This window comes from Leptospiraceae bacterium (genome assembly GCA_025059995.1).
Lineage (GTDB): Bacteria > Spirochaetota > Leptospiria > Leptospirales > Leptonemataceae > SKYB61.
The window spans coordinates 202,514-220,071 of record JANXCF010000005.1 but is presented as its reverse complement, the minus strand read 5'-3'; the positions used below and the strand labels follow the sequence as shown (position 1 = coordinate 220,071).

The following is a 17,558-nucleotide window of genomic DNA, read 5'->3' as shown; positions in this document are numbered from 1 at the left end:
TTCCCTTTTCAGAGTAAATCACCTTAAAGTGAATGGTGCCGTCATCTGATATTTCTTTAAGTTCATAAATAAGCTCTTTCTTTTCATTAGCCTTTTTAAGTTCAATCTCTGATGCATCAAAATAGAATTTTTTACCGTCAAATTCAACAGGCATACTTCTAAACACTCTATCAGTTTTTACGTAATAAAGCATTCTTGTTTTCCAAAACAGAATTACGTCTCTGTCGTCCGTGTAAATCTTCTCGTAAACGTTGTTATGAAACGGTGTAGAATTAAAATAGATACTTCCACTTTCAGTAAAGTATCCCTTGAAGAATGTGTAAAGCTTATCAAACAACTCTTCCCTAAATGTAGGATATTTCTTTAATGCTTCATCTACATCTTTCTTAAGCAACTGTTCTATCTTCTCGTAATACTTAGATTTTACTTTCATTAAATTCACAAATCCACCAATACCTTCTACTTTTGCACCGATAAACATATCCCTAAGTGTATTGAAAAACCTCTGTTCCCTAGTCATTGTTCCTCTTTTCTCGTATTGTTTTTTACTAAATATCTGAATAACATATTAACCTTTTTATTCGCTCTTTTTCTTCCACCCCCACAATGAAGTTGGATTGTTCTGTCGCTATAAGCCAGATTTTTGCTGCCTTGCCTGTTTTTAGCCTCATAAAAATCACTTACATAATATAAATTCAAATGCTCAATATAAGTCCAAGTCATGTCTATTTTCACCTGCTCAACACTTACATTCATTATAGCATACCATACCACACCACACATATGTCATTATCCTACCATTGTTTTAATATTTCACCCTCAATCATTTCCTATAATGGCAGGTATCCCCTCCCCCCTCTTCAAGAACAAAAACGCATAGTCCAGAAGCTTGAGCAAGTCCACCGCATAGTAAGAGAAATCCTCAGAGAAAAAAAGCAGATGGAAGAGAAAACAGAACTCCTCGAAAAGTCCGTGCTCGACAGAGCTTTCAGAGGCGAGCTCTAAAGGTTATAGACCTTTCTGGTTTACGATGTAAACCCGCGCTATTTATAGAAAGAGAAGAGGAACTGAAAAGACCACAAATGGCTTAGCCATGCGGATTTTTTGAACTTTTATGTTTTAATTTTGCTGTGTCTAACATTAAGTTTGTGAGATAACATCACCCCATGAAGAAAGACTGGAAGATTATAACAAAGAATAGGAAGCGAAGGAAAGAGAAAAATGGGTATGGAAGGCGGTGGCATGTGGAGAGTTTCTTTTCGTCTTTTAGGTTTTAAGCGGTGGTTTGGTGAGTATGCAAGAAGCGTGAAGTTCGAGAATACACAAAAGGAGCCGATGTTCAAGGTTATGACAACGAGCATGTTTTTAAGCGGTGGTATAGGAATGATAGTGAGGTGAGATTATGATCATATAGATGGGTTATGCTGGTGGGTGGTGAGTAGGGGATTTGGGGGCGTTATGGAGGATACTGAAACTCTTATTGGACACAGCAAATCCGAAAATATTTATGATTTTGTGTTAGGTCTTCTGAATCAGCGGGGATATACGTTCATTTCTGAAAATGATGAGCTGAACAAAATAACTCTTAAAGAATTTGAAGAGAAGTTTGAAATAGAAATTCCTGAAATACTCAAAGAAAACGAAAGTGAATAGAAACCTTTATCTCTCATTTTAGTGGGATGCAGAGAAATTGAAAAAACTCTTCCTTCGATGGTTGAGAAGTTGGAGACCAGAAAATGAACGAGAAGCAGAATATAAAAAAAATTACATCCAAACCTTAAAATCTCGTAAGAAAGATATTTTGGATTTCTTGTTAGAAACTGAACCAACAACTACGATTCCTCTTTTTGAAAAACAAAATAACTGAAGACCTCCAAAATGCCAAAGCCTGAGATTGAATGAAGAGTATTTAAACAAAAAATATCCCAATTCCAATTGAAAAAAATTTTTATTAAGATTTTACAATCTGATATTGTTCGAAGTTCTAACTGGTTTACGAGTTTGGGAATCAGTGTATTAAATTCTAATATTAATAATACACGTCATGAAATAAAAACAATCCTTGAGCATCTAAAAAAAGGAAATTCTAAATTAAAAGTTTTTATGGAATCAATCTTACTCCAATTAGACTTAGATCAAACCTTAAAGGATGATCCATTGAAGTGGAGATTGCAAGCGGCATTTTCTAAAGATGATTTGGTTTTCCCTAAAAAAGTAAAAGAAAAAAATAGACAAAGTCCAAAAACAAATCTAAGATTTTCGAATTCTAACTGAAGAAGAACACCAAGAGTTTCTAAGCTTAGCGAAGGACTATTATGATTTAGAAAAGATTGCTCAAAAAGGTTTATGGATTTCTAACCATCCTGAGCATCAACTCTTTCAAAAATGCAATTGTAAACCCAAACCCAAAAAAACGCAAAAGAAGAAATCCTTAAACAAATCCCAGGACTGAAAACCAAAGATGAAATAAACAGACTTATTGAACTTTTAAATAATGAAACCATCAAAATCAATAAGCGAGATACGGAAGTTAATCAATGTAATCAAAGACTTAGCGAAATATAAAATATAGCACAGAGTATAAAAACTTCTTCAAGATTCGCTTTAATGAAATACGAAACAAAAAAAGGAATTTGTCAGAAGACGAAAAAAAGAAAAAGAAATTTATTTAAGTGTATATCCTCTTGAAAAAAGCCAAAACCATAATCAAGGAAATACTCTAAAAGAAAAAATCTTAAAGAATTTCTCTTATCTCGAGAGAATCAAGTAATCGCTACAATAATCCATTTCTCTATATTCAACTTTATGGTGTTTTAAATGAAGAACGAAGTGGGTTCTATAAGACCTGTATGGCTTGCACATTGGAAAATGAACTTCGATCAGAATTAAATCAAAATCAAAATGCTATAGCAAAACGTCTTGCCGCAGATGCTATTCGTCCGATTGACTCACAAGTAGTAAAAATCCTTGAAAGAAAAGTCTTCGAGCTCTACAAACTGATAGAAAAAGAACTTGAGAAAAATTCCGCAAAGATACAATCATGGAAACTTTCCATCTAACTTACACCTACGGAAATAAGCAATACCAACTCGAAACCATCATGCAAAAGAGAATAATATAAAATATGCGGTTATATCGTTAACATATAAACCTTATGTTTTCAGGTGGTGAACAATGAACATCGAAACCGAAGTGATTATTGGTTATGACGTCCAAGATAACAAGCGAAAAAATAAGTTAATCAAAACTCTCAAAAAGGAAGGGCTAATCCGTATCTCCAAAAGTCAGTTTTTTGGGTTTTTTACTTCCCTCCGAGAAACGTGCCATAGTGCGAGAGTTCCATCGAATTTAAAAGAAGATAAGGAATTTCTTGTGGATGTGCCTTTTTCGAAAATGATACGTGATCACCACTTTGGCCATACCAACTTGGAGCTGTTGAAAAAATTTTTGATTCTATGATTGAGGGTACGGAGGATTTCTTATTTTCTTTTTCATAATTATGAAGTTTCAAAAGATATTCTCACTTTGAAACAAGGCAGGGATTATCAAAAGCTTAAATCAAGAAACCTTCAAAAGCGAATGTTGAAAAATTTGAGTTTTCCAAATTCAAAAATCGTAAGGCATGAATTCGTTATCTCTCACAATTACCAAATCTATGGCATAGTGGATTTATATTTCGAAACAGAAACCGCATATTCTATTGAAATCAAATTGTTTTCTAACAAAATCAGGAAAATTTATCTCTTGCAGGTTTCTTGCCTACGGCTTCGGCTAACAAGAAGCAAAACAGATGAAACGACCTCGAGAAAAATTACAAGCTTTTTTCGAATAAGTGTTTCGTTTTTGTTCCAGATTCTAAATTCTAATTTGAGTAAGAAAAAAATAAAAAAGAGCTCAAAAGGGTGATTTTGCGGTCAATTTGGGCGCTCACAACCCTGCATATGAAAAAAATGAAACTGTTTGCTTTTTTTGGCTTTTGGATAAAAAAAGCATAAATGGAGAAAGAAATCAAGTTTTTGTTTCAGTTTAATAAAAACAATCAGCAGGACCTTTTTGTTCGTGGAATAATCCCTGAGTTGAACGTTCGGTTTGTGTTTGCTCAACTGAAAGAAGCTCTGAAAGAAATCCGTCAGCTCCAAGAACTATCGATACAAGCTCAGGCGTTGTTGGGGGAAGTGATCATGGGGGCGTTTTTACTCACTTCTCGAGAAATCAAAGAGTTTCACGAACAAATTGGGATCCAAATCCACAGTGATGGAGTCATAAAAAGAATCATTGCTTTTGCTAATAGTTATGGAGGGGTTCGAGGGATTATTTCTCCTCCTGATGCGGAATGGGAGGGAGAACTCCATCAAGGAAAGGGGGAAGGGATACTTCAAGTCAACAAATTCAAAATGACGAGTAAAAAGATTTATTCTTCGGCGGTGGAAATGAGGAAGGTCCCCTTTTCGAAAAATATCGAAGAATACATTAGCAAATCCGATCAAGTGAATGCCTTTGTAGGGATTTTTTCTCTTTATGACAAATACCAACCCCAAAAGCCAGTAGAAATCTTTGGATATTTTTTCGAAGCTCTGCCTGATACTTCTTTCGATCAGATTGATGCTTTGGCAAATTTCATACAAAAAACGGATTTTCCTACTTTCTTTCAAACTCTGTTTTATGAGCATCAAACAAATCAAAAAAGAACCTTCCATCAGCAGTATCGAGTAGAAATCCTACAGACGGGGAACTTATTTTTTTATTGTGATTGTAGCTTGGAGAAAATTGAAGAAGTGATCTTTACGCTCGGCAAAGACGAAATCCATGCAATTTTAAAAGAAGAAGGCAAAGTAGAAATTACTTGCGAATTTTGTAAAAAAAAATATACTTTCAATGAAAATGATATACAAAAATTGTTTATGAAAAAAAACAATTTATAAGGTATTAGGAGTTTTTATGGACAAAAAATCCAACCCTCAAAAGGAATACATTTACATTCGTTCCATCGAAGATATTGATCCGAAAAAACTTTCCATTCGAGATTTGAATAAAAAGTTCATCGATGCTCACGGAAGAAAGTATGCAGTGAAGTTTGACTTTAACACAAGAGAAGTTCAATTCGTTCGTCTGGCGAGTTCTTACTATGAAGCAATGAAGGTCCGAGAAGAAATCCTAAAAAATAAATCTATGGAAGATTCTCTAATAGATGATATTCAAATCGATGACAGTTTTTCTCAATCCCATCAAACTGAAAGCTCAAAAGTTGAAAATTTTATGCAAGAAGTCAATCATGAATTTGAAAACAAAGACGATACAACCTTAGTCATTGAAAATGAATTCTACAAAGAATTAGAAAGAGAGTCCAAAAAAGCCATTGAAAGTTTAAAAGCAGTAGAAAAGATCTTGGAACGGTCTTCTGTTATCCAAAGGATTTCTACCTTGATGAGTTCTTTCATAAATTTGCAAAAAGAGATCGAAATCAAGGTTTTTAACAAAAATGATGATGCGATAAAAATCCTCAAAGAACTTTTATACTACCCAAAAAACTTAGAAGATTATCTTTTAAGGCTTCCTGAACGTGTTCGAAAGAAAATCGAAAGCATTCCTCAAGAAGAACGAATGAACTACTATAAAAGATTTGAAATCTATCGCCACTTTCGAGAAATGTTTATGAATCTTTTAGAGTCTTCGAAGAAATTCGAAGATCTATACTATCGTATTCCTGCTTTTGAAAGAGAACATAAGCCTTTACGGGACATCCCTCCTTCCTTGATGGAAATTAGCGATAATACAAAGAAAATTTTAGAGAAAATGAATCAGTGGTATGTTCAATATCAGAAATATTGATTCAAACGTTCAAGAATTGTTGGATTTCACTTTTTAATTTTTTTAAAGACTCTTTATTATCGTATTCTAAAATAAAACTATCTTTTGCGATGTCATCATATTCTGTGCGAATAGTAGCTTCGATAATGTTGATTTTGTTTTCATACAAAAACTTCGTGATGCTTAATAATAAACCGGGACGATCTTTTGCCTCAAAGTAGAATAAAATTTGATTCTTTTTTGGGATTTCTTCTATGATAAAATCAAAATTAGAACTGAAGATTTCTTTGATATCAGGAAGTTTCCTTTCTGGATTCATTGCCAAGAGCTGTTCTGGATCCGAATCTCGATTCAAAAGGCTTTCCATCAAAACCCCTAATTGTGCGGCAAAATCACCAAATGCCTTTAGTTCCTTTGGATTTCTTAAAATGAATACGTCCTCAGAATATTCTTTTCCTTCTTCGTCTTGTTTGGTCTTGATGTCTCCCGAATGAATATCCATTCCCATCACGAAGATTGCCGTTGCTAATCGATACAAGGTACCTCGTTCCGTATGATCGGTGACGATTTTTAAGTAAATATTTCTTTCACTTAATGGATAGCATTCAAATTGAATCATGCTAATTATTTTTATGTTGAATGACGTCGATACACCATCGAATGAATAAATCAGGAATAATATCGACTGCGGGAATTTTTTCGTAATTTTGTCCTACATGGATTTCCATGTGATTTTGCTCAATGCTGAATCGATCCGCAAAATCTTGGAGATTCCTTCCCAAGATGGGTTCTAGTTCCCTCCAACTCATCACAATATAACCGCTTTTTAGAGCTCCAAAAATTTTTTGTCCTCTTGCATAGAATTCGATTTCCGTAAAACTATCTTTGCAATACCATTCCCCCAGAGGATCCAACTCTTGGAAGATCTGCCATAGAATTTTCGATGCTTTCTTTTTGTCTTTTTTATTCTTAGTTTCATCATCCATTTTTTGGATGAATTCTCTTATTACTTGTAAATTTGCTGATTTGAAGTCTCCTTTTCGTTTTTCCTTTTCCCACCAATGAACGATCTTTTCTTCGGTTAGGAGGATTTTTAAAGAATTTAAGGCTTTGTCCCAAATTTCTTCATATTCTTTCTTGTAATCTTCTCGGATCCAACCTTCGTGATAGACATGGATTCGGATTCCTTCTCCCTTGTCCTTTCTTCGGACCCCTTTTTCATGTATCTCAATTGCTATGATGGTTTCTGGCTGATCCTTCCAATCTAAGCCATAAAATTTATAACGAACAAACTCATTTTCTCGGTAATTCGTGAGAATCATCTTCATGTCTTTTCCTGATTTGTGGGACACGATGTTTTTAGCCATGATTACACGTGGCGCCCACCATTTTCGTAACTCTGTTTGTGATGTAACGGCACGATATGCTCTTTGAGGAGTCGCTACTACATCAATATATCGTTCTATAGAAGTTTCTTCTATTTGTTTTCTTGTCATATTATTTGGATCGATTCTTCACTTTGTAAACATCAGAGAAAAGGATCATATCTCTTTGACTTTTTCCTGAAGGAATCATGGGGAATACTTTTTCGTCTGCTGGGATGACTACCTCCAATAACGAAGGTCCATTTTCCGAAAGTAAAAATTCAATTCCCTCATCTATTTCTTTTGGACTGGTGATTCTTCTTCCGGGTATGTTATAGGCTTCAGTTATCTTTACGAAATCAGGATTGAATTGATATTCGGATTCAGAAAACCGCTCGTCAAAAAACAATTCCTGCCACTGACGAACCATACCCAAGAAGTTGTTATTCAAAAGCACGATCTTCACAGGAAGGTTGTATTGACGAACCGTGGCTAATTCTTGCATACACATCTGGAAGGAACCATCTCCTGAAATACAAATCACTAAGTCATTGGGTTTTGCAACAGCGGCACCAATAGCAGCAGGAAAACCAAATCCCATGGTTCCAAGTCCACCCGAGGTCAACCAACGATTGGATTCATCGAATAGATAATACTGGGCGGTCCACATTTGATGCTGCCCCACATCAGTAGAAACAATTGCTTTCCCTTTCGTGATTTCGTATAAACGTTTTATAAATCTTTGAGGTTTGATGACTTCATCGCTGTCTTCAAACTCCAATGGGTATTTGATTTTATATTCTTCTAAATGCTTAATCCAATCAGAACGATCTTTTTGTTCTATGAAGGGAATCAAAGCTTGTAGAACTTCCTTTAAGTCCCCATGAATATAATGATCTACTTTGACTCGTTTATTGAACTCAGCTGAGTCAATATCAATGTGAGCTCTAACTGCGTTGGGGGCAAAGTCTGAGGGAACACCTGCAACCCGGTCATCAAACCTCGCACCCAAAGACAAAATGTAATCACACTCTAAAATGGCTTTATTTGCAACTGCCGTTCCGTGCATTCCAGCCATGCCCAATGAAAGAAAATGTGTTCCGGGAAACGCTCCTAATCCCTTTAATGTGCTGATAACTGGAATCATTCCTTTCTCAGCAATGACACGAATTTCTTGAAAAGCTCCCGAAATGACAGCACCACCTCCCACGTAAAGTAAAGGTCGCTTTGCTTTATTCAAAGCCTCAGCAAAAGCTTCAATATCTCCTTGAATTTTTGGTTTTTTCCAAAATCGCTCTGCTAACCTGACTTTTCCTTGTAGTTTTGTGGTTTCTTTCATTTGGACGTCTCTTGGAAAATCCAAAACCACTGGACCAGGGCGTCCATTTGTTAGCATGACCCAAGCTTCTTCGAATACATCTGCGATCTCATCAGCACTCTTGATTAAAGCATTGTATTTCGTTATAGGGATAGTAATTCCGAAAACATCAGCTTCTTGGAAAGCATCTGTTCCTATCGCCGTTGTTGATACTTGTCCCGAAATCACCATCACTGGAATAGAATCCATCTTAGCATCGGTTAAACCCGTCACTGTGTTCGTAGCTCCGGGTCCGCTGGTTACAATCACAACACCCGGTTTACGAGTAACAATGGCATAACCTTCTGCCATGTGCATAGCACCTTGTTCATGACGAACCAAAATATGCTTGATACTGGAATTATACAACTCATCATAAAAAGGTAGGATAGCTCCACCAGGATAACCAAACACTATATCAACATCATGAGATAATAACAAATCCAACATTAACTTTGCCCCAGTTTTTTTCATATTGACTCCTCATTTTTTGTGGGAATTTATGTAGTACTATCAAATTATACCTCAATTTAGATTCATTCAGTTCTTAGTCAATCTTAATTTGATTTTCTTATCAAGACAAACTTGACAATTATCATCATACACAAGCAAAAGAAAATCATTACATCATAGATAAATCCAATTGACTAAAAAAATCTTAGTTTTTTTCCATCCTTTATGGAAAATAATATCCAAATCATTATCGAAAATATTAAAAAAAGTGGAAAATACGGAGATACTCCTGTTTTTTCAAAGAGCCAAATTGAAGATTGGGAATATGACCTTAATTTTCAATTCCCGGAGGATTTTAAAACCTTAGTCACTACTCTTGAACCCGAAATAGTTAACTTCTATTTTGTGAAACCCCAAAGACATTCCAAAAAAAACCATTATATCGTTTTTGCAGAATGGACCGATGATTTGTTTGCCTTTAATGAAAAAGACCTTTCTGTTGTAACTTTACTCAATGATAATGACTCAGGAAAGACTTGGAAAAACTTCACCGAGTGGATGGAATATGTTTGGAACATGAGCAATAAGCCCATCAATCCTGAATAAAATCATGTTGAAGCTCTTTTGGGATCAGTTCCTTAAATTTTCTCTTGTTGGCGTTGTAAACACTTTGATAACTTTAAGTTTGATTTATCTTTTCACTGTGATCCTTCAAATAAACTATTTACTGGCGAATGGGATTGGTTATGTTGCAGGTTTTTTGAATAGCTTCTTTTGGAATAAATTTTGGACCTTTCGTTCAAGAGGGAAGATAGGTAGAGAGTTTCTTCTTTTTTTGATTGTTTTTGGAATAAGTTATGGTTTTCAGTTTTTCGTGCTACTTATATTAGTAGAAATCATTTCGTTTGATGAATTTTTTTCTCAGATTTTAAGTATGGGGTTTTATACACTTGCCAACTTTTTTTTGAATAAGTATATGACCTTTCGATGAAGGAACCAACTCTTTCTGTGATCATTCCTTGTTATAACGAGGAAAAGGTCATTGAAGAAACATTCCAGCGACTTTCTAAAGTATTATCAAAAAATTTTCGCAATTACGAATTGATTTTTATCAATGATGGAAGTACCGACAAAACATTAGAAATCTTAGAATCCATCGCCAGTAAAGATAAAAGAGTAAAAATCATTTCTTTTTCAAGAAATTTTGGGCATCAGCCAGCAGTGGTTGCTGGCTTAGATAACTGTAAAGGAAATTATGCTGTTATTATCGATGCAGATTTGCAGGATCCCCCGGAGCTTATTCCTGAGATGTATCAATTAGCTATTGAGAAAAAGGCGAATGTGGTTTATGGAGTTCGAGTAGAAAGAAAAGGAGAAACCTTTTTCAAAAAATACACTGCATGGCTATTTTATAAAATCATCAATTTCTTGTCTGATGTTCCTCTCCCCGAAAATACGGGGGATTTTCGGTTAATTGACCAAAGAGTGATAGAAGAATTCCGAAAACTTCCCGAGAAAAACAAATACATTCGAGGTTTGATCAGTTGGATTGGTTTCAAACAAATACCATATTACTATGTCCGAGAACCTCGCTTCGCAGGTGAAACCAAATATCCACTATCCAAAATGATACGTTTTGCTATGACGGCTCTTTTATATTTTTCAAAAAAGCCTTTGAAATTAGCCACTTCGTTAGGTTTCATAAGCATTTTATTAGGGTTGGTATTAACTGTTTATGTCTTCCTTTCTATCTTTCTTAGACCTGAGATTGTGCTTAGTGGTTGGGCTTCAACCATCATTACTATCATCTTTTTTGGAGGTGTTCAATTACTGACTATTGGTCTTATAGGAGAATACATTGGCAGTATATTTGATGAAATCAAAAACCGCCCAATCTACATCATTGACAAAAAAATAAATTTTTAAAACTAGATAAGAGTTGCAAACTTACTATGATGAAGTGTAAGTTTTGCTTTATCATCAAAGGGATTCTGTTTTTATTTCTTAATCAATGTAGCCCCACAGATAGACTGCCACCATTTATCAAAGACGGAGTTTTAGATTTATCGAATTGGGATTTAGACTCTGAAGGACCCGTTCCTTTAGTAGGAGAATGGGAGTTTTTTTTCGGAGTTCTCTTAGAACCTGAAAGTTTACAAAACAATACAATACTTTTAAAAAAAACCCTTATCCTTGCTCCTGCGAACTGGAATAATTTTGGTTATGATGTAAACAATGTAGCAACCTACCGAGTCTTGATACGTCCTTTGGAATATCCAAAACTTTATGCCATAAAACTTCCCCATTTCGCTTCAGCCTACAAGCTTTATATCAATGGTAAGTTTGTTTCTGAGAATGGTGTAGTGAATCAAAAAAAAGAAATCTACAAACCCCAACATCTACCAACCGTGAAATACGTTTTTGTCGATAAACCTGAAATGGAAATCCTCATTCAAGTAGCAAATTTCAGCGATAACATTAGCGGAATCGTAGAAAAAATATACATTGGCACAGAAAATTTTATTATCAAGAAATACGCATTTTCTATTGGAACAGAAATTTTTTATTTTGGTATTATCCTCATCATGGGAATTTATCATTTGTTTTTATTCTTTTTTCGAAGAACGGAATTAGCCCCTCTATTTTTTGGATTATTCAGTTTGATTATGGCATTAAGGATTGCTATAACGGGAGAAAAATTCTTCTTGCAGATTTTTCCTGATTTTCCCTGGGAAGTTCATATAAAAGCAGAATATCTTTCCGTGTTTTTGGGTCTTCCTTTTTTTGCTTTGTTTTTGTTTTATACATTTCAACAACGCGAAAATTATCCCAAGACGAGGATTATAGAACAACTTTTCTCACAGAATTTCATCCCTTTTTCATCAAAATGATTCTTTATGTTTCTTTTCCATTAGTTATAATGACAATTATCTTCCCTATTCATGCCATGAAAATCTTTCTCGAGTTATACCAAATCTTTCTGATTTTTATGAGTTTGTATTTGCTTTATGGTTTGATATTATCCACTCTTAAAAGAAAAGAAGGAACTCTTTTCTCCCTGATTGGGATCATAGCTCCTCTTTTGACTACTATTAACGATATTTTGTATGCAAGAAACATCATTGAAACAGGATATTTATTACCTTTGGGGATTTTTATTTTTATTTTGTTTCAGGCACTTTCCCTATCTTATAAGTTTTCATTCGCTTTCGAACGTAATCGTGTTCTAACAAAAAAACTCGAAGATCTCCTTGCTGCTGTTTCGAAGTTTGTTCCCAGAGAATTCTTAACGACTCTAAGAAAAGAAGACATTTCTCATGTTCGATTAGGTGATCAAATCCAAAGAGACATTACCATCATGTTTGCTGACATAAAAAACTTTACTCAAATTTCAGAATTGCTACCCCCAGAAGATAATTTTAAACTCATCAATCAATATCTAATGCATGTAGAACCTATTATTCAAAAAAACAATGGTTTTATTGATAAATACATTGGGGATGGAATTATGGCACTCTTCCCAAACAGTCCAGAAGATGCCATCCTTTCTGCCATAGAAATCCAAAAAACCATAAAAAATTTTCGTTATTCTTATAAATACCAAGACATAACCTTAAAAATATGTTGTGGGATTCACACAGGTGTTGTGATGTTAGGAGTGATTGGGAGTTCCAACCGGATGGAAACCACAGTGATTTCGGATGCTGTCAATACGTCATCTCGATTAGAAAAACTCAATCGGGATTTTGGAACCGACATTCTGATTTCAGAAGACGTGCTCAACAAACTACCGAACAAAGATCAATACTTCCATCGTTTCATTGGAACTATCATTTTAAAAGGCAAACACACACCTGTTAAGGTCTACGAAATTTACAACCACTACGATGAAGAAATCAAACAAAAATACAGACAAACGAAAGAAAAATTTATAAAAGGCATTGAAAATTACACAAAACAAAAAATTGATTTAGCTTATTCTCTTTTCGAAGAAATCCTTGAGTATAATCAAAATGATAATCCTGCTCATTTTTACTATCAAAAATGCAAAAAAGTTTTAGGGAGTTAAGATTTTTTCTTTTCAGAACTTTCACTTAGAGTTTTCTTCTACTATGAAAGTTTCGGCTTATGCTTCTTTCCAAGAAAAATCAGAATTAGAACCTTATGAGTTCGAATTAAAACCACTACAAGATCACGAAGTTCTGGTCAAAATCACCCATTGTGGTATTTGTCATAGCGATGTCCATTTGATTGATAATGACTGGAAGATCAGTTCGTATCCCTTAGTGCCAGGGCATGAAATCATTGGGATCGTCGAAAAAACGGGGAAAAACGTTAAAAACTTAAAAATTGGAATGCGAGTGGGGATAGGCTGGCAAGCAGGTAGTTGCGGTCATTGCGAATACTGCTTGATGGGACAAGAACAGTTCTGCGAAAAACACATCGCCACGTGCGTAGGAAGACCAGGTGGTTTTGCTACCTACACCGTCGTTGAAAGTAAATTTGCCATTCCGATTCCTGAGGATCTACCTTCTGATACTACAGCTCCTCTTTTATGTGGAGGAATCACGGTGTATAACCCTTTGCGTAATTTTGCTCATCCTTCTATAAAAATTGGAGTTATTGGCATGGGAGGGCTCGGGCACTTAGCCATTGAATTTGCTTCGGCATTTGGATGTGAGATCATAGTCTTTTCAACTACGAAAGAGAAAGAACGAGAAGCAAAAGAACTCGGAGCTCATCATTTTGTTTATCTACCTGAACTTACCAAAAAAGAAATCCGACTCCTCAAAAGAAGTTTTGATATGATCCTTTCTACTGTGTTTGTTGATCTTGATTGGAACATGTTTCTTTCGTTTTTGAAGCCAAATGGACGTCTTCATTTTGTTGGAGCTGGGGGAACGTTGAATATCCCCATACCCAATATTTTAGAAAACCTTCATATAAGTGGAAGTATTATTGGCAGTCCTTCTTTAATCAAAGAAATGCTGGAATTTGCAAGAAGACACAAAATCAAAGCAAAGATAGAAACCTTTCCCTTAGAAGAGGTGAATCAAGCCATCCGAAAACTACGAAACAATACTATTCGTTATCGAGCTGTGTTGTTTCATAAATAAAGTAGTCCAACAAAGGACTACTTTTCTTTATACATTTCTTCAATTAGGTCCTTATATTTTTCTGTCACTACGTGACGTTTGATTTTGAATAAATTCGTTAGCTCATCACCGACTTCAAAAGGTTTAGGCAACAACCTTATATCAACAACACGCTCAAAGGATTTAAAACCTGCTTCCGCAGAAATAAGTCTTTTTACTTCATTTCGTAGTAATTTCAATACTTCTTCATTTTTTGCTAATTCTTCGTACGTAGAACCATATTCTTTGAGTTGCTCTAAGGATGGAACAATCAAAGCAGCTAAATATTTCTTATCTTGACCAACAACCATGCACTGATGGATCAAAGGAGACTCTAATAGTCGATTTTCAATTGGAACTGGTTCTACGTTTTCTCCTCCTAAAAGAACTACGGTTTCTTTGGATCTTCCTACTATCTTCAGACAGTTATTAAATGTCATCATTCCCAAATCACCAGTATTTAAGAATCCATCTTTATCGATGGTTTTTGCAGTGGCTTCTGGGTTTTTGTAGTATCCTTTCATCACTTGGGGTCCTCGAACATGAATTTCTCCCTTCACTCCTCGTTTTTTCGGTCCATTCGGTTCTGTGGTGTATAGAATCTCGCCTGTCGAAATATCAATCAAACGTAATTCGGTATTGGGATAAAGAGGACCGACAGTTCCGGGAACTAATTTACTATATGTTCGCACCGCCAAAACAGGAGCTGTCTCTGTCATACCATATCCTTCCAAAACAGGAATTCCAATATTGTTAAAAAACTCATCCACGTGCAAGGGAAGCGCACCACCACCAGACACAGATCCCCGTAATTTCCCTCCCGTTGCTGCTCGGATTTTTGACAATACAATCGCATCCAAAATCAAATTCGGTATAGCGAAAATAATTAAATTGATAAGATGATAAATTCCCAAGAAAAATGAATATATTGGATTTCTTCCAGTCGTGTCCAATTCTCTGAAGGTCAAAAAGCGAATCGCTCCTTTGAATTTTTTTGAACAATAGTAAGCTGCGTGAAACAAATTCCTACGAATAGCTGGTGCTTCTTCGATACGTTTTAAGATTCCTTGATACACACTTTCCCAAAGCCTTGGAGCTGATGCCATAAAGGTAGGTTTTACAATGGTCAGATCTTCACGAACATTTCTCACATTTGTGTAATAAGTGCATATGCCGTTGGCGATACAAAGCATTTCGAACATTCGCTCAAAGATATGCCAAATGGGAAGTATCGACAAAACTCGATCCTGTGGTGATAATGTAATTTCATCTGGAAGATTATTGATTTGAGAAATAATGTTTTTGTGAGTTAACATCACTCCTTTAGGAGTTCCTGTTGTTCCGGAAGTATAAATCAATGTGAATAAGTCATCTTCTTTTATGTTTGCCATTCTTTCTTCTACTCTGCGATCTCCTTTTTTGCGAAGTTCTTTTCCTTTCTCAAGTAAATCGTATAGATGTAAAACACCTTCAGGAGGTTTTGTATTTTTGTCCATGACAATGATATGTTGTATGTTTTTCAAATGGGCTTTGTTTTTTAACACCTTATCTAAAACCGCTTGGTTTTCGACAATCACTACTTTTGCATCAGAATGAGGAACTATATATTGTATATCCCCATCTGTTATGTCACTACCTCTTGGAACGTCCACAGCTCCACAAAGTTGAATACCATAATCCACTAAAATCCATTCAAAACGGTTATCAGAGAAAAAACACACGTGTTCTCTTTGTTGAATCCCAAGATCAATAAAAGCTGTTGCTAATGCTACTCCCATTTCATATAATTCTTTGAAAGATACGGGCTCAAAAACCTTGTTCTCGTTTCTTGTAGCAAAAGCAGGTAAATCACCATATTTTTCTGCTGCTTCTTTATAAAGTTCTGCTAAGTTCTTTGCTTTCGTTTTTGTTGACATGACTACCTCCTTTTTTTACATAGAGATTGTAAGAATCCGTGAAATATAATATAAATCTAATAATAAGCACATAGGATTTTATGTCAACATATAATCGAAAAACACTAAAATTCATTATTGAAACTAAAAAAAATTTATGTATTGGAATCGATCCAAACGCTGATCTACTCCCTACTGGATATGAAAAAACAATCGATGGATTAAAAATTTTTTTTTCTGATATTATAGAATATACTTTTGATTTCTGCAGTGCTTATAAATTCAACTTTGCTTTTTTTGAAGCTTTTGGTAAAGATGGTTGGAATCTTATGGATCAAATTTTGACCATAATCCGTGAAAGAATGAAAACTTCTCAAACCAAGAAAATCCTTATCGCCGATGCCAAACGAGGTGATATACTTCATTCCTCAAAACAATATGCGAAGGGGATTTTTGAATATTGGAATTTTGACGCAATCACCGTGAATCCTTACATGGGTTTTGATAGTATAAAGCCCTTTATCGAATACCCAAACAAAGGAACTATAGTTCTATGTCTGACCTCCAATCCATCAAAAGTAGATTTTGAATTCTATGGAAATCCTCCTTTATTCCTTGAGGTAGCCAGAAAAATTTACGAATGGAATCAACTCTATGATAATGTCTCTGCAGTGGTAGGAGCTACCAATACCCTCGAAGATTTAAAGCAAATAAAGCAAATCACAAAAGACATTCCGATATTAGTTCCCGGTATCGGAGAACAAAAAGGAAGTTTAGAAAACGTCCTACACGTTTTCGAATGGAATGCTCTGATCAATATAAGTAGAAGTTTAATCTACTCTGCTCCTCATCGTAATGATTTAGCACAATCTATTAACAATTTTATCAATAATTTTTATGATCAAGTTCAAACCCATCTTCAAGCTAAATATTTTTCGTAGAAGTTTTTGAATTCTTTATAGATTTCATCCCGGACTTTACGAAAAACATTCATTACTTCTTCTTCTGTTCCCTCTGCTTTTGCTGGGTCCTCAAATCCAATATGGAGTCGGTGTTTCACAGGACCATAAAAAGTAGGACAACTTTCTTTTGCCGAATCACATACTGTAATCAAAAAATCAAAAGATTGACTCAAAAACTGATCAACACTTTTAGGATAATGATTTGAAATATCGATACCAATTTCTTTCATTACTTTGATCGCTTTGGGATGAACCCTATCTGATATGTTTGTTCCAGCTGAAACAATGTAATGCTTAGAAGAAAAGGATTTGAGGATACCTTCAGCCATTTGGCTTCTACAAGAGTTTCCTGTGCAAAGAATTAGAACACGTTTCACCTGCTTCATTGAAAAAGAAAATGATTTTTTGTCAACGCAAAAGAAATTCATTAAATGCAAAAAAGTGCTTGATGCTTACTTTGTTTGTTAATTCTTTTTGAAAAAAAGGTTGAGGATAATACCTCAACCACAAATTATCCTCCCCTTTTACCCTTATTCTAATGATTTTTAATTAGCTGATAGTTTCTTAATATATAAGGTCTTTCT

The 17,558-nt window shown here is 35.0% G+C and carries 23 protein-coding genes; 16 read left to right on the top strand and 7 right to left on the bottom strand.

What is annotated here, in order from left to right:
• Window positions 1-520: hypothetical protein (locus NZ853_08785; protein ID MCS7205780.1), on the bottom strand; the 520-nt coding region annotated here is incomplete at its 3' end.
• A 28-nt stretch (window positions 521-548) separates the two neighbouring features.
• Window positions 549-671 (bottom strand): hypothetical protein, encoded by a 123-nt coding sequence (locus tag NZ853_08780; protein ID MCS7205779.1) that lies wholly within the window; start codon window positions 669-671, stop codon window positions 549-551.
• A 28-nt stretch (window positions 672-699) separates the two neighbouring features.
• Between NZ853_08780 and NZ853_08775 the strand changes: the two genes are divergently transcribed.
• The 9 genes from NZ853_08775 to NZ853_08735 all read left to right on the top strand — a co-directional run bounded on the left by NZ853_08775 (window position 700) and on the right by NZ853_08735 (window position 5,829).
• A complete protein-coding gene (locus tag NZ853_08775) occupies window positions 700-1,005 on the top strand; it encodes a hypothetical protein (GenBank protein MCS7205778.1) in 306 nt (101 codons plus the stop codon).
• Between the two features lie 237 nt (window positions 1,006-1,242).
• Entirely contained in the window at window positions 1,243-1,398 is a 156-nt protein-coding gene (locus NZ853_08770) for a hypothetical protein (GenBank protein ID MCS7205777.1), read from the top strand.
• A 60-nt stretch (window positions 1,399-1,458) separates the two neighbouring features.
• Complete coding sequence (locus NZ853_08765; protein MCS7205776.1) at window positions 1,459-1,653, top strand: hypothetical protein; 195 nt, start codon at window positions 1,459-1,461, stop codon at window positions 1,651-1,653.
• A gap of 61 nt (window positions 1,654-1,714) precedes the next feature.
• Window positions 1,715-1,867 carry a hypothetical protein gene (locus NZ853_08760; GenBank protein ID MCS7205775.1) on the top strand — a complete coding sequence of 51 codons (153 nt, stop codon included), beginning with the start codon at window positions 1,715-1,717 and terminating at the stop codon, window positions 1,865-1,867.
• Window positions 1,868-1,935: 68 nt separating this feature from the next.
• Window positions 1,936-2,274 carry a hypothetical protein gene (locus NZ853_08755; GenBank protein MCS7205774.1) on the top strand — a complete coding sequence of 113 codons (339 nt, stop codon included), beginning with the start codon at window positions 1,936-1,938 and terminating at the stop codon, window positions 2,272-2,274.
• A gap of 575 nt (window positions 2,275-2,849) precedes the next feature.
• Window positions 2,850-3,059 carry a hypothetical protein gene (locus NZ853_08750; GenBank protein MCS7205773.1) on the top strand — a complete coding sequence of 70 codons (210 nt, stop codon included), beginning with the start codon at window positions 2,850-2,852 and terminating at the stop codon, window positions 3,057-3,059.
• 115 nt (window positions 3,060-3,174) lie between these two features.
• The gene (cas2, locus tag NZ853_08745) at window positions 3,175-3,459 is read left to right on the top strand and encodes a CRISPR-associated endonuclease Cas2 (GenBank protein MCS7205772.1); all 285 of its coding nucleotides are present in this window, start codon (window positions 3,175-3,177) and stop codon (window positions 3,457-3,459) included.
• 536 nt (window positions 3,460-3,995) lie between these two features.
• The gene (locus tag NZ853_08740; protein MCS7205771.1) at window positions 3,996-4,922 is read left to right on the top strand and encodes an Hsp33 family molecular chaperone HslO; all 927 of its coding nucleotides are present in this window, start codon (window positions 3,996-3,998) and stop codon (window positions 4,920-4,922) included.
• 16 nt (window positions 4,923-4,938) lie between these two features.
• Window positions 4,939-5,829, top strand: coding sequence for a hypothetical protein (locus tag NZ853_08735; GenBank protein MCS7205770.1), 891 nt, complete (start codon window positions 4,939-4,941; stop codon window positions 5,827-5,829).
• Window position 5,830: 1 nt separating this feature from the next.
• Here the strand turns inward: NZ853_08735 and NZ853_08730 are convergent, their stop codons facing one another.
• The 3 genes from NZ853_08730 to ilvB are packed head-to-tail and all read right to left on the bottom strand — an operon-like array spanning window position 5,831 to window position 9,003.
• Complete coding sequence (locus NZ853_08730) at window positions 5,831-6,427, bottom strand: ACT domain-containing protein (GenBank protein MCS7205769.1); 597 nt, start codon at window positions 6,425-6,427, stop codon at window positions 5,831-5,833.
• Between the two features lies 1 nt (window position 6,428).
• On the bottom strand, window positions 6,429-7,304 hold the full coding sequence (locus NZ853_08725; protein ID MCS7205768.1) for an SRPBCC domain-containing protein: 876 nt from the start codon (window positions 7,302-7,304) through the stop codon (window positions 6,429-6,431).
• A 1-nt stretch (window position 7,305) separates the two neighbouring features.
• Entirely contained in the window at window positions 7,306-9,003 is a 1,698-nt protein-coding gene (gene ilvB / locus NZ853_08720; protein ID MCS7205767.1) for a biosynthetic-type acetolactate synthase large subunit, read from the bottom strand.
• Between the two features lie 204 nt (window positions 9,004-9,207).
• On the opposite strand from ilvB, the gene NZ853_08715 reads away from it, so the two are divergent.
• Genes NZ853_08715 through NZ853_08690 form a run of 6 tightly spaced genes read left to right on the top strand, consistent with a single transcriptional unit; the run spans window position 9,208 to window position 14,099 of the window.
• On the top strand, window positions 9,208-9,588 hold the full coding sequence (locus NZ853_08715; protein MCS7205766.1) for a hypothetical protein: 381 nt from the start codon (window positions 9,208-9,210) through the stop codon (window positions 9,586-9,588).
• A 4-nt stretch (window positions 9,589-9,592) separates the two neighbouring features.
• Window positions 9,593-9,973: a GtrA family protein gene (locus tag NZ853_08710; protein ID MCS7205765.1), complete on the top strand. Its 381-nt coding sequence runs from the start codon at window positions 9,593-9,595 to the stop codon at window positions 9,971-9,973.
• On the top strand, window positions 9,970-10,908 hold the full coding sequence (locus NZ853_08705) for a glycosyltransferase family 2 protein (GenBank protein MCS7205764.1): 939 nt from the start codon (window positions 9,970-9,972) through the stop codon (window positions 10,906-10,908). The genes NZ853_08710 and NZ853_08705 overlap by 4 nt, the downstream gene beginning before the upstream one ends.
• A 26-nt stretch (window positions 10,909-10,934) precedes the next feature.
• Window positions 10,935-11,873, top strand: a complete 939-nt coding sequence (locus tag NZ853_08700; GenBank protein MCS7205763.1) for a 7TM-DISM domain-containing protein — start codon at window positions 10,935-10,937, stop codon at window positions 11,871-11,873.
• Window positions 11,789-13,051, top strand: a complete 1,263-nt coding sequence (locus NZ853_08695) for a hypothetical protein (GenBank protein ID MCS7205762.1) — start codon at window positions 11,789-11,791, stop codon at window positions 13,049-13,051. The genes NZ853_08700 and NZ853_08695 overlap by 85 nt, the downstream gene beginning before the upstream one ends.
• 43 nt (window positions 13,052-13,094) lie before the next feature.
• Entirely contained in the window at window positions 13,095-14,099 is a 1,005-nt protein-coding gene (locus NZ853_08690) for an NAD(P)-dependent alcohol dehydrogenase (protein ID MCS7205761.1), read from the top strand.
• Window positions 14,100-14,116: 17 nt separating this feature from the next.
• Here NZ853_08690 and NZ853_08685 read toward each other — a convergent pair whose 3' ends face one another.
• Complete coding sequence (locus tag NZ853_08685; GenBank protein MCS7205760.1) at window positions 14,117-16,033, bottom strand: long-chain fatty acid--CoA ligase; 1,917 nt, start codon at window positions 16,031-16,033, stop codon at window positions 14,117-14,119.
• Window positions 16,034-16,113: 80 nt separating this feature from the next.
• Here NZ853_08685 and pyrF point away from each other — a divergent pair, with 80 nt between their 5' ends.
• On the top strand, window positions 16,114-16,953 hold the full coding sequence (gene pyrF, locus NZ853_08680; GenBank protein ID MCS7205759.1) for an orotidine-5'-phosphate decarboxylase: 840 nt from the start codon (window positions 16,114-16,116) through the stop codon (window positions 16,951-16,953).
• Here pyrF and NZ853_08675 read toward each other — a convergent pair.
• Window positions 16,932-17,360 (bottom strand): arsenate reductase ArsC, encoded by a 429-nt coding sequence (locus NZ853_08675; GenBank protein MCS7205758.1) that lies wholly within the window; start codon window positions 17,358-17,360, stop codon window positions 16,932-16,934. The genes pyrF and NZ853_08675 overlap by 22 nt on opposite strands.
• Window positions 17,361-17,558 lie beyond the last annotated feature (198 nt).

What these genes read in the sequence shown, in the direction of transcription:
- ilvB (MCS7205767.1), bottom strand. Translation starts at nt 9,003, where the DNA reads ATGAAAAAAACTGGGGCAAAGTTAATGTTGGATTTGTTATTATCTCAT.
- NZ853_08700 (MCS7205763.1), top strand. Translation starts at nt 10,935, where the DNA reads ATGATGAAGTGTAAGTTTTGCTTTATCATCAAAGGGATTCTGTTTTTA.
- NZ853_08770 (MCS7205777.1), top strand. Translation starts at nt 1,243, where the DNA reads ATGTGGAGAGTTTCTTTTCGTCTTTTAGGTTTTAAGCGGTGGTTTGGT.
- NZ853_08715 (MCS7205766.1), top strand. Translation starts at nt 9,208, where the DNA reads ATGGAAAATAATATCCAAATCATTATCGAAAATATTAAAAAAAGTGGA.
- NZ853_08740 (MCS7205771.1), top strand. Translation starts at nt 3,996, where the DNA reads ATGGAGAAAGAAATCAAGTTTTTGTTTCAGTTTAATAAAAACAATCAG.
- NZ853_08750 (MCS7205773.1), top strand. Translation starts at nt 2,850, where the DNA reads ATGGCTTGCACATTGGAAAATGAACTTCGATCAGAATTAAATCAAAAT.
- NZ853_08735 (MCS7205770.1), top strand. Translation starts at nt 4,939, where the DNA reads ATGGACAAAAAATCCAACCCTCAAAAGGAATACATTTACATTCGTTCC.
- NZ853_08725 (MCS7205768.1), bottom strand. Translation starts at nt 7,304, where the DNA reads ATGACAAGAAAACAAATAGAAGAAACTTCTATAGAACGATATATTGAT.
- NZ853_08730 (MCS7205769.1), bottom strand. Translation starts at nt 6,427, where the DNA reads ATGATTCAATTTGAATGCTATCCATTAAGTGAAAGAAATATTTACTTA.
- NZ853_08675 (MCS7205758.1), bottom strand. Translation starts at nt 17,360, where the DNA reads ATGAAGCAGGTGAAACGTGTTCTAATTCTTTGCACAGGAAACTCTTGT.
- NZ853_08765 (MCS7205776.1), top strand. Translation starts at nt 1,459, where the DNA reads ATGGAGGATACTGAAACTCTTATTGGACACAGCAAATCCGAAAATATT.
- NZ853_08705 (MCS7205764.1), top strand. Translation starts at nt 9,970, where the DNA reads ATGAAGGAACCAACTCTTTCTGTGATCATTCCTTGTTATAACGAGGAA.
- NZ853_08780 (MCS7205779.1), bottom strand. Translation starts at nt 671, where the DNA reads ATGAGGCTAAAAACAGGCAAGGCAGCAAAAATCTGGCTTATAGCGACA.
- NZ853_08685 (MCS7205760.1), bottom strand. Translation starts at nt 16,033, where the DNA reads ATGTCAACAAAAACGAAAGCAAAGAACTTAGCAGAACTTTATAAAGAA.
- pyrF (MCS7205759.1), top strand. Translation starts at nt 16,114, where the DNA reads ATGTCAACATATAATCGAAAAACACTAAAATTCATTATTGAAACTAAA.
- cas2 (MCS7205772.1), top strand. Translation starts at nt 3,175, where the DNA reads ATGAACATCGAAACCGAAGTGATTATTGGTTATGACGTCCAAGATAAC.
- NZ853_08690 (MCS7205761.1), top strand. Translation starts at nt 13,095, where the DNA reads ATGAAAGTTTCGGCTTATGCTTCTTTCCAAGAAAAATCAGAATTAGAA.
- NZ853_08710 (MCS7205765.1), top strand. Translation starts at nt 9,593, where the DNA reads ATGTTGAAGCTCTTTTGGGATCAGTTCCTTAAATTTTCTCTTGTTGGC.
- NZ853_08775 (MCS7205778.1), top strand. Translation starts at nt 700, where the DNA reads ATGCTCAATATAAGTCCAAGTCATGTCTATTTTCACCTGCTCAACACT.